Origin of the sequence: Roseateles sp. PN1 (assembly GCF_038419725.1) — a bacterium.
In the GTDB taxonomy this organism is placed as follows: Bacteria; Pseudomonadota; Gammaproteobacteria; order Burkholderiales; family Burkholderiaceae_C; genus Paucibacter_A.
In genome coordinates, this window is sequence record NZ_JBCARA010000017.1 from 57869 (window position 1) to 69195 (window position 11327).

Sequence of the window (11327 nt, forward strand, 5' to 3'; positions counted from 1 at the left end):
CTACTTGACGCTCAAGTCGAGGCTGTGCAAGGCGTCTTGAATGGGGATGAAAAAGTTGAAGCCCTTGCCGGCCGCAACCCCGCCCTGGGTGATTGCGACCACACGACCTTCAGCATCCAGCAAGGGGCCACCACTGCTGCCAAAAGTGACAGCGGCATCACTCTGCAACACTCGCCGGCCTTGCAAAGTACGGTCAGCGCTGAGCACGCCGCGGGTCATGGAATTGGTCAGTACGCCCAAGGGCGAGCCGATGGCAAAAACGTCTTCACCCACATCTAGCGTCGAAGCGCGCAGGCTCAGCGGCTCCAATTCCACTGACGGGGTCTTCAACAGGGCAACGTCATTGCGCTCATTGATTTTGAGCACCTGGGCCACCAGCTTGTCCCCGTTCTGCATCTTGACCTTGACGAATTTGGCGCCCTTGACAACATGCACATTCGTCAGCAGATAGCCGTCTCTGTCGATATAGAAACCGCTGCCACTGCCCGAGGCCGTCTCCAGCGTAACGACCGCCGCACGCAGCACGGCCTGATTCTTCAAAGCACCACCCGGCGCCAAGACCCCGCCCTTGAGCGTCAGCAGATTGACCGCAGCGCTCGCGCCCTGGGCAGATGCGGCAGCCGAAGCCGCAGCTGACGCCGTCTCGGCAGCCGGCACTTCGTCGGGCTTGCCGGCCTTGAGCGCCTGCAGGAATTCGGGCGCAGCGACAAAATTACTGAGTGAGGAAATCATCGCTCGCTTGGCCAGATCGGAGATCTTGTCCTTGCTTTGGCCCAAGCCCTCAGCGCTGGCCTGATAGACCACTTTTTGCAAACGCTCCGAGTACAAGGCCCAATCAATCTTGAGCTGAATCCAGCCCTCCGCCGTGCCATTGAACGAGCAGATCTCGAATTTGGCCTCTTTGAGGATGCCGCCCATGCGGAAGTCGGGCGCAGCTGCAATATCGGTGTCAAAGGCATTGGACTTGCCCGCGCCGGCCAGCGGATAACCTAGGCGCTTGAGCTCTTGCGTGGCGACGCTGGTAATCAGCGCCCCATAGTTTTTCAAGAAAGCCTCGTTCGCCACCATGGGCTGCTCATTGCCGCAGAACCAGCCAAAGCGGGAATGCCCCAACTCATCGCCCTGCAGGATGCCGATCTTGATCTTCTCCACTGTGACCGTGGCCTTCAAGTCCTCACCCTTGACCGAACGCGCCTCAGCTTGGCTGAACTTGGGCGGCGGCGGGATTTCGGCTTCAACGTTTGCGGCCCAACCACCAATGCCGACGGTCAGGACCAAAGCCGCCCAGGTCTTAGGCAGGTAATCAAAAGAAAGCGCAGCCAAGCTCAGGCCGCTAGCCGAATGGGTCGTCATGGGGGAGATCTCCTCGTGTCAGCGCCGACCAATTTTTCTTCTGGCCGATCAAGCAAGCGCGCATGTTATGCGAGTTATGCCGCAGCTCCGCGTTGCCGCGACCAGGGTTTGATCTTGGGCAGGCCGAACACCTGACTGGGATGCACTTCTTGCAGCCGAACAAGGTCTACGTCGCCCTGCTGATCCATCAGTTGCGCAACTCCAGGCCGCCCAGCACCAGCTCGGCCTCAATCAGCAGCTGCTTGTTGCTGCTCATCAGCGGCGGCGTGGTCTTGTCATCGATCTCAGACAAAACCGGTTCACCCTTCACACTCACGCGCCAATCCGGCGGCAGAAGCAACTTCACACTGCCCATCACCACCTGAATCTTCAGCTGGGCCGTGCCTTCGATGGAGGCCTGGCGCAGATCCAGCTGAGCCACGCCCATCACCACCTCGATCTTGCCGCCGACAAAGCTCTGGCTGCTGATCTTGGACTGGTTTCCGCTCAGCACGGTGCTGAGCTGAATGCGATCTTCCGAATGAAGTTCGACACCCTCGGCCCCGGCTTTGCCCGCCCCGCCCAAACGGCCGCGGGCCATCACGAACACACCGGCGCCAATCAGGATCAGCGGCCAGAAGTCGCGCCAGCGGAAGTCAAAAACGCCCAAATGCCGCAGCGTCAGCAAGCTGCCCACGGCAATCAGCGCGAAGCCTATGCCTCGGCCGCGCCCATCGCTGTCCTGGCTCAGCTTGAACACGCCCAGAGCGATCAGCACCAGCGGCCAAAAAGGCAGGATGCGGCGCACATCGAAGATGTGGAAGTTATCCAGCAAAAAGGCCAGGCCGAGCAGGGTCAGCACCAGGCCAAAGAGCAGCTGCTGTTTTGAATCTCTTGATCTCATGATGATTTTTCTTGTTCCGGTTCAGTGATGTCGGCACGCACTCCGCGCGCCCCTTGTTCCCCGCGCTCCCCGCGCAGGCCCCAAGCCCCTTGCAATAGTTTCCAAACGCCCAGGCCGACCAGCAGCACCGGCCAGCTGTTCACGTAAGTCATGCCCAGATACCTGGTCTCGCAAGCGTAGAACCAGCCGGAAAGCGCGATGATGAAAATGCCGCTGCCAAGTTGGTCTGCACTGCGCGCTGTCAGCAAGCGCAACACACCGAAGGCAGTGATGGCCAAGGGCCAATTCACCCTCAGCCAATCGATCAGGTGGTAGCCGCGCTGCTCCGCCAGCGCCACCACGCCGATGACGATCAAGCAAAGCCCGAAGAAGAAATGATCTTGCGGCCGTTTCCGATCCGACCGTGGGCGACTTGGCGAGCGCTGGGACATGGACAAGCTTCCGTGGTTTGCAAGGCTGCCACGATAAGCGAGCGCCGCCCGGCTGTCGCCAGGATTTTGACGTTTGGTCAGATGGATGGCGCCAACAACCTAGGGAGCCGACGAACGTCAAAAGCCAGCAAGAGGCTTAGCCCCCAAGCCGCGCTAATTGGCCAACAGCCTCAGCAGCAGCCAGGTCGGCAAACCCAGGTAGAGCGCGGCCTGGCTCAAGCGCTCCAGGCCGCGCCGAATCCAGGTGGAGCGGCTCGGCTGCAGCAAGACCGCCAGCACGGTGCCCGCCTCAATCACGGCGCGCAGCACTGCCGCGCACAAGATGACACCCATCGCCCAGGCCGCCCACCAGAGCGCGAAGGCCTTGGCGTAGGCGAGCAGGCCAAAGCTGTAGTACTCGCCCAAGGCACTGCCGTAAGCGATGTATTGGTGCAAGCGAAAGGCCGGCAAGGCCAGCAACAGCGGCAGCAAGCCGTACTTGACCAGCGGGCGGTCCAGCCAGCCCAGGCGCATGGCCGCGCGCGCCGCGGCATAGAGGCTGGCGCGTGAGACCTGCGACGAGTGGCCGCTGCCACCCAACCGCAAGGCGCGCGCCAGCGCCGCAGGGTCGGCCAGGGCCAAGCCGTAAGGCCAGCGCTCGCCGCTCACCAAGCGCAGCGTGGCGCCCGTCCCGGGAATGGCCAGGCGCCAGGGTTCAAGCGCAGCGATATCGCCCAGCGCCAGCTCCAAGCGCTGTTGACCACGGCTGAGCACCAGCGTTTCACCCTCGATGCGGGCGCGTGCCGTGAAGGCCAGCAGCACGCACCAAGCAGCCGCCTCCGGGGCGAGAAAGAGCAGGCCGAAGATCCGCAATTGCGCCAGGGTATTGGTCTGCAAAACCGTATCGCCAAGCAGCATGACCGCCGCCATCCCCAGCAGGCTGCCGCGCGCCAGCGTGCGCAGCAAGCCTGCGGCAATGCGTGCGCCCGGCGGCAGCACGGCCACTTTGAAGTCCACGGGCAGGGCCGCGCCAGCCGCGTCGGCATCGCCACCCTCGCCGGCCAGCCCAAGGCGCCGGCCCAAGGCCGTCATAGCGGCCAAGCCAGCCATCAGCACCAGCGCAATTGCCGCCGCTCGCCCGACCCAGTCACCCCACCTAACCATCAAGGTCAGCGGCGGCTCCCGCATCGGCTGCTCCCCCATGACGAGCGTGCGCTCACCCAGGCGCGAGCCGGCGATCAAGCTGCCGCTGGGGTCGATCACGGCGCTATAGCCGCTTGTCGTCACGCGGAATTGCGGCAGCCGGGTTTCGATGCTGCGAAAGGCGGCCACGGCCTGATGCAAGGCGGCGCCTTGGGCATCGGCGCTGAACCAGGCGTCGTTGGACATCGTCAGAATGGCCTGCCCGCCCATGCGGGCACCCTCGATGGCCAGATTGACATCCACATCGTCCAGGCAAATCAAAGGCAACACCGGAACTTCGCGCCCATCGGCCAAACGCAAAGGGAACACCCGCGCGCCGGAGCCTGGGCGCCAAGAGCCTGCCCAGGGCAGCCATTGGCGCAGCGTTGGGCTGTCGAGCCAGCCGGGCAAATACTCGGTCAGCGGGAACAGCCGCGTCTTGCGATAGAGGCCCAGCAAGCCCGTTCCCGGCGTCACGAAAGCCGCCGCGTTGTATTCCCCTGCCGCATCACGGTCGTAGGTGCCGAACACAAAGGGCACGCCGGCTGCGTTGACGATGGACAGAATCTCTTGGTCGAGTTCGGCACCGGCCTCACTCTTCGGGTGGCCGAAGGTGGTGGGGTAGACCGTTTCCGACCACAGCACCGCATCCGCATTCTGGCGTTCAACAGCGTCGTAGGACATGGCGTAATGGGTGTCCAGCACCTCGCGCACCACCGCCGCTGCGCCCTTTTCCCGGCGCAGGCTTTCGTAGTCCACGATGTTGGATTGCACCAGGCCGATGCGCAGGGATTGGCGGGGGGCTGGCGATGCTTGCGGCGGCGTGGCCGACTCGCTTGGTTCTATTGACAAGGCCGACAGCGCGAACAGGCCATAGCCGGCCAGAAGCAGCGGCGGCAGCGCGGCCAACGCCAGAGGCTTGGCGATGGCGCGCACACCACCCACCGCCCGCGCCAGCGCGGCCGTGAAGCCTTCGTTCGACAGCAGCAAGAAGACCGTAAGGCCCGCCGCGCCACCAAGGTCCGCGGCCTGGCGCAGCAGGCGCGAGGGGTAAAGCCCATGGCCCAAGGTGTCGCCCAGCAGCTTGGGGGAAAGCCACTCGGTGGCGACCCAAGCGGCGGCCGCAGCCAGGGCCGCTAACGCCGCGCCCACCCGGCGGCGGGAGAGATGCCTTACCAGCGCGTAGGCCAAGAATTGCGGCTGAAACAGCGGCGCCGCCAGCAGCAGCACGGCCAGGCCCGGCGCGGCGCCAAGTTGCGTGTAGCTGCCCAGGGCGCTGCCAAACCAGGCGAACACCGCGGCAGTGAAGGCGAGCGACATCGCCCAGGCGTTGAGCAAGCTGCGAGCCAGGGACGGCTCCGCATCCAGCGTGCGCAACCAGGGCAGCAAGGCCATAAAGCCAAGCAGCCAGGCCGCGCCGCCGCGTGCATACAGGCCGCACAACAAGGCGCTGGCCAGAATGCCCAGCCAGCGGCTATCGCGCAGCCGGGTCCAAATGCTGGCGGGCCTCATGGCGCCGGCCGAGCCGAATCTAGCGGCGCGGGAATGACAATGCGCCGCATCGGCATGCCAGGGGGCGCAAGCTCGGGTGGCACCACCCGGTTCTTGGGAATCGCAAGCGGCCGGTTGGCTGCGTCGAAGAATTGGTAGTCGGGTGCGAACATCAATATGGGCTCGATGCGCTGGCCATCATCGGTGGCCTGATGATGGCGCACATAACCTTCAGGTAAGACGAAGTCCTCGGGCACCGCCAACCCGACCAGGGCCGGCCGAGTGCCCGGCGGTGAGAAAGCGCCCAGGCCGGTGTAGACGCCGGCCTGGTGCAGGCGATCAATCACCTCGGCCATCGTCGGGCGCTCGCCCTCGTTCACATAGTCGGCGAGGTCGGGCGAGAGGTCGCCATTGGGGTCGCGTTGGCGCCAGATGCGGCCGGTGGCGCTGGCGGGCAGCGCGCTTGTTGCCACTACCGCAGGGCGTGACTGCCCCTCAGTTGGGCCCACTGGCGCGGGCGGGATCGCACGCGCTGTCAGCACCATCGGCGCGCTTGCTGCGCTTGGCGCACTGGCGGCAACGACAGCGACTGGCGGCGCCGCGCCAGTCGCTGTGCCTTCACCACCACGGGCCGTCAGCATCCACCAACCGCCCACCACGCCAAGCGCCGCCAGCCCTAAGGCCAGCAGCAGCAAGCCCCTGGCGGGCCGCCAGGCAGCGCGTTCCGGCGCTGGCTCACGCATGAAGCAACTCCGCGCCAATCCTTAGGGCGCAGACGGATTGGAGGTCGAGACCGCCCAGCCCATACGCTCATGGCCGTACTGATTCCACAACGGGCTCTTGCCGCCGACGAAGCTGGTGTAGCGCGGCGCCCCGCTGCCGGTGCTGCCACCGAAGAGGCCGGCCGTCACAGTGCCACCGCTATAGGTCGGGTGGGTGTCATCCGACTGGATGTAGTCATAGCTGCTGCCAGCAGAGACGAAGTGCGCATTGGCGTCGCGCAGGGTCGCGCGCAGCGTGCTGGTGATGCGCGTCATATAGGCCGCCTCGCTATCGCCCGCCACATAGCGCAGCGCCTCGGAGTCGACCTGGCCGTCACCATTGCTGTCGTAATCAGACCCCATGTATTGCGCAAAGTTGTCGGCGCATTGGAAGCCTTTTTGCCGGGCGTACTCGCACATCCAGTAATTCATCTTGGCCAGCTTGGGCAGAAAGACCGACTGCAAATTGACCGTGGCGCCGGTCGTAGCGTCTTTGCAGGAGCTTTGCACGTTGTCGGCGGCATAGCCCGGGTAATGCAGATTGGAAATGACTTTCACCTTGGTACCGGCATAGGCATTGGCATTGATGAAGTCCATCGCAGCCGCAACATAGGTCTTGCAGCTGTTCACCCCGGCGTCCATGCCCGCGTAGTTGCAGGTGCCGGTCTGGCTCTTGAAGGCAGTGCGGGCTTGCAGGCCGTCGTTGCCGCACATCTCGAAGGTGACCACCCGCGTCGTGCTGGCCTGCATATAAGACTTTTCGGCCACGATTTTGTTGTTGTAGATATCGGCCGCCACCGCGCCAGACTTGGCGCGGCGGACGCTTTCGATGTCTGCATTCCAGAGTGCCGACAAATACTCCGCGTCCACCGTCGGCGCCGAATACTTGGCCGCATTGAGGGTGGAGCCGTTATAGCCCGCGTAGATGGAATCGCCGTAGGCCACCACTCGGTATTTGGCTGTGGTGCCGGCGCGGTCTATGGTCCAGGACACGTTCTGCGTCAAGGTGTTAGCGCTGGCCGGTGCGGCCGCCCCCAGCAAGAGCATGGCGGGCAAAAGGGTGCACAGCGCCGTGCGCATGCGGGCCTGCAGCGCGCCGGTGCGGCGCGGGCGGGGTCTGGCTAGATCGGGAGTCATTGTCAACATCTGTGTCTCCTTGAACGATTGATTTCGAAAGGAAAGAAGCGCCCGAGGCCAGCCGAGCTGCCAGACGCCGTGCCGAAGCGCTGAGACATTAGCACCCTGCCCCAACGCGGTGCTGCGGGGAATCCCTGCGCTGCAGCGCAGCAAGACCACAAAGCCATGGTCTTGGCTCGCAGGGCCAATTCAGCGGGCAAACGCAGGGGTTCACAGGCCAAGACCTCACTCAAACCCGCAGGTCGACGGCCCACGTACGCTTGGCGCCGACCTGGCGTCCAAGCGCGCACGCTCCATAAGCCAAGAGCCAAGAGCCAAGAGCCAAGAGCGCGAACGATGTCGCGGCGCGCCACTTTCATGTTGGGCCGATGGCACAGATACTCCAAGCATCCATGACGCCGGTGTTTGTCATCTCTCAAGGAGTGCAGCATGAACAGTCTTTCGATCCGGACCCGCCTCTTGCTACTCGTCGCTGCCTTGCTGGCCCTGCTGGTGCTTGATTCCGCCACCTCCTTGAATCGACTGCGGCACAGCAACTCAGTGCTGGCAAGCATCTACAACGACCGAGTCGTGCCACTTAAGCAGCTGAAGGCGATTGCTGACGCCTATGCCGTCAACATCGTGGACAGCACGCACAAGACCCGGGATGGGGGCTTCACCCCGGCCCAAGGCAGCAAGGCCATCGATGATGCAGACAAGGTGATCGAGACACAGTGGCAGGCCTACAAAGCCACACGGCTGGTTCCCAAGGAGCAGGAGTTGGTCCGCCAGGCCGAGCCGCTGATGAAACAGGCGGATGTTGCGGCCAACCGCGCCCAGGAGTTGATGGGCAAGAACGATATCGACGGCTTGCGCGAGTTCGCCGCCAAGCAGCTGTATCCGGCGATCGACCCGGTCGGCGGCTTGATCGAGCAGTTGATCACCGTGCAACTGGTCGAGGCAGACCGCGAATACAAAGAAAGCCAAGAGAACTACGAGGCGGTACTCAGCCGCACCATCGTGCTGGCCGTTTTGACCGTGGCCGTGGCCGGCACTATGGCGTGGCTGCTGATTGGCGTGATCAGTCGCGGCATTGCCCGTGCGGTGCAAGTGGCAGAGACGGTGGCGGCGGGTGACCTGAGTTCGCAAATCGAGGTTCGCGGCAGCGACGAAATCGGCCAGTTGCTGGGCGCCCTTAAGCGCATGAACGACAGCCTCGTGGGCATCGTCGGCAAGGTCAGGCACAGCGCTGACTCGATTGCCACGGGCTCGTCCGAGATCGCCTCGGGCGCCGCCGACCTGAGCCAGCGCACCGAAGAGCAAGCCGCCAACTTGGAACAAACCGCCGCCTCGATGGAGGAGCTGACCGCCACCGTGGTGCAGAACACCGAGACCGCGCGCCAAGCCACCCAGTTGGCGGCCACGGCGTCATCGGTGGCGGGCCAGGGCGGCACCATTGTTGGCGAGGTGGTCAACACAATGGAGGCCATCAGCGCCAGCTCGAAGAAGATCGTCGACATCATTGGCGTCATCGACGGCATCGCCTTTCAAACCAATATCCTGGCCCTGAACGCCGCCGTGGAAGCCGCCCGGGCTGGCGAGCAAGGCCGCGGCTTTGCCGTCGTGGCCTCAGAGGTGCGCAGCTTGGCCCAACGCTCAGCCTTGGCGGCCAAGGAAATCAAGACCTTGATCGGCGACAGCGTGGAGAAGGTGGACAACGGCTCCCGACAGGTTGCCGACGCGGGCAAAACCATGGGCGACATTGTCAATCAGGTCAAGCGGGTCAATGATCTGATCGACGAAATCAGCCATGCCAGCACTGAGCAAAGCAGCGGCATCAACCAGGTTGGCTTAGCGGTCAACCAGCTCGACCAGGTGACTCAGCAGAACGCCGCCCTGGTGGAAGAAAGCGCCGCCGCCGCCGAAAGCCTCAAGCACCAGGCCGCCGAGCTGGCCCGCACCGTGGTGGCATTCCGATTGCCAGGCCACGCCTGAGGCGAGGCGAGGTGCGCGAGTTCGGCGTCGTGCGCAGCCCGCTGAGGTGGACACTGCGCCTGCCGGGCAGCAAGGCAGCCAACGCTCGCCAGGGAATTCGCGCTCCAGCGTAAGCATCTTGCGGCGCGTCATGCCGAGCAGTAACGAATGGAATGAGCAGACTCAGGGACGCGCAACAAAGCCCTCGTTCGCAGCGACTGCAGCCGACTGAGCAAGGATCACTGCTAACACCTCAACCCTGCGTACAGCTCAGCGCATATTGCATACACTGCCGCGGGACCGGAGAAAAAGACGAGGGGGACTCCATGCGCGAACGCCACGGCTTGAGCTTGAACTTGGGGGCATGGCTGTTGGTCGCGACCGGCTTGCTGGCCGCCTGCGGCAGCGGCGACAGAACGCCGACGCTGATTGTGCGCGGGGGCACCATCCTGACGGTCAATGACCAGGACGAGTCCGCCCAGGCCATGGCCATTCGCGATGGGCTGATCGTTGCCGTCGGCAGTGAAGCCGAGGTGCTCGCATTGAAAGGCCCGCGCACCGAGATGATTGATCTGCACGGGCGTGTCGTGCTGCCAGGCTTTGTTGCCGCGCATGAACACCCCACCCTGAGCGCCATTTTCAAGAGCACACACGATCTGTCCGGCTTCAAGCACAAGAGCAATGCCGAAGTCTGGGCAGCATTGCGCGAGGCCGTGGCCCAAACGCCCAAGGGCGACTGGGTCTACGCCGGAGGCATTGATGCGATCCTGACACCCGATCTGCAAGTGCCAATGCGCCAGGCGCTCGACCAGATCGCCCCCGAGCATCCCGTGCTACTCATTTCGCAAACCCTGCATTCGGCCTGGGCCAATACCAAGGCTTTTGAGAAGGCCGGCGTCAAGCGCGACACGCCCGATCCAGGCCAAGGCGCTTTTTACGAGCGCGATAGCCAGGGCGAGTTCACCGGCTTCATCGCCGAGACCCGCGCCATCGCGCCCTTCATCACGGACTTGAAATCCCCGCTGAAGCTCTTCGGCCGTTATGAGGCGGCTTTGGACGGCTATCTCGCGCAAGGCTTTACCTCAGTGGCCTCGCTGGGCTACAACGTCCCGCCCTTGATGGCGCGCTATGTGGCATCCAAGGACTTGAGGCCGCGCCTGCGGCAGTTCTTCTACTTGGTGGAAGACGAACTCAAATACCTCCCCGAGGTGCCGCAAACTGACAACCCATTTTTCCGCATCGTCGGCGTCAAGCTCTGGCACGACGGCTCGCCCTATACGGGCAGCATGCAAACCAGCGCCCCCTATCTGGACAGCCCACTGGCGCGCAAACTCGGTATCCCACCCGGCAGCCACGGCGAAGCCATGATCTCCGTGCCCACGCTGGCCGAAAAAATCAAAACCTATCGCACTGCGGGCTGGCAAGTCGCCATCCACAGCCAGGGCGATGATTCCAACCGCGAAGTGGCCGCGGCCATTGCCCTAGCCGGACTCCCGCCTAGCCACGGGCCGCTGGTGCGTGTCGAGCACGGCGTGATGATGCCTAGCGAGGTCGTCCAGCAATTCGCGGCGCTGAACGTAACGCCAAGCTTCCACATCAACCACATCCTGTACTACGGCGACGCGCTGCGCGACGCCATCATCGGCAGCGCAGCCGCCGAGCAGTTGCTGCCCGTGCGCCAGGCCAGCGAACTGGGCATGCATCCCACCCTGCATGCGGACAGCCCGATGTTCCCGGCCAATGGCTTCAGCCTGATGCAGACCGCGATCACCCGCCTCAGCAGCTCAGGCCGCAGCATCAATCCCGCACAAGCCATCAGTATTCAGCAGGCCCTGCGTGCCATGACCCGCAACGGCGCCTACCAGCTGGGCATCGCGCACCAAGCCGGCACGCTTGAAGCCGGCAAATGGGCCGACTTCCAGATCGTCGACCGCAATCCCTATGCCGTGCCCCCACAGGAGCTGTCTCAGCTGAAAACCTTGGGCGTGTTCGTGGCGGGGCGCTTGAGCTATGGGGCCAGCAGCTTCGCCAAGTAGGGGCACAGCGCACAACTCAGCCCGGCCCATGCGAGGCTGGCGCTTGCCAGCCGATGGTCGAACACGAAGGTCCCGCCGAAGCGATGGCGAGCATTGCTCAGCGCCGCAAAGCGCCGCTAAG

The 11327-nt window shown here is 63.9% G+C and carries 8 protein-coding genes; 2 read left to right on the plus strand and 6 right to left on the minus strand.

The genetic code is table 11. The annotated features are described in order from the left end of the window. The 6 genes from AABB87_RS21155 to AABB87_RS21180 form a co-directional block, all read right to left on the minus strand. A complete protein-coding gene (locus AABB87_RS21155) occupies positions 1–1353 on the minus strand; it encodes a S1C family serine protease (protein WP_341973284.1) in 1353 nt (450 codons plus the stop codon). Positions 1354–1540: 187 nt separating this feature from the next. Next, the gene (locus AABB87_RS21160; protein ID WP_341973285.1) at positions 1541–2236 is read right to left on the minus strand and encodes a LiaI-LiaF-like domain-containing protein; all 696 of its coding nucleotides are present in this window, start codon (positions 2234–2236) and stop codon (positions 1541–1543) included. Then, positions 2233–2667, minus strand: coding sequence for a LiaI-LiaF-like domain-containing protein (locus AABB87_RS21165; RefSeq protein ID WP_341973286.1), 435 nt, complete (start codon positions 2665–2667; stop codon positions 2233–2235). The genes AABB87_RS21160 and AABB87_RS21165 overlap by 4 nt, the downstream gene beginning before the upstream one ends. Positions 2668–2820: 153 nt before the next feature. Beyond that, positions 2821–5340 (minus strand): apolipoprotein N-acyltransferase, encoded by a 2520-nt coding sequence (gene lnt / locus AABB87_RS21170; RefSeq protein WP_341973288.1) that lies wholly within the window; start codon positions 5338–5340, stop codon positions 2821–2823. Further along, entirely contained in the window at positions 5337–6062 is a 726-nt protein-coding gene (locus AABB87_RS21175; protein WP_341973289.1) for a hypothetical protein, read from the minus strand. The genes lnt and AABB87_RS21175 overlap by 4 nt, the downstream gene beginning before the upstream one ends. 21 nt (positions 6063–6083) lie before the next feature. Then, the gene (locus AABB87_RS21180; RefSeq protein ID WP_341973290.1) at positions 6084–7226 is read right to left on the minus strand and encodes an SGNH/GDSL hydrolase family protein; all 1143 of its coding nucleotides are present in this window, start codon (positions 7224–7226) and stop codon (positions 6084–6086) included. A 420-nt stretch (positions 7227–7646) separates the two neighbouring features. Between AABB87_RS21180 and AABB87_RS21185 the strand changes: the two genes are divergently transcribed. Further along, a complete protein-coding gene (locus AABB87_RS21185) occupies positions 7647–9191 on the plus strand; it encodes a methyl-accepting chemotaxis protein (protein WP_341973291.1) in 1545 nt (514 codons plus the stop codon). A gap of 305 nt (positions 9192–9496) precedes the next feature. Further along, positions 9497–11206, plus strand: a complete 1710-nt coding sequence (locus AABB87_RS21190; protein WP_341973292.1) for an amidohydrolase — start codon at positions 9497–9499, stop codon at positions 11204–11206. Positions 11207–11327: the final 121 nt, after the last annotated feature.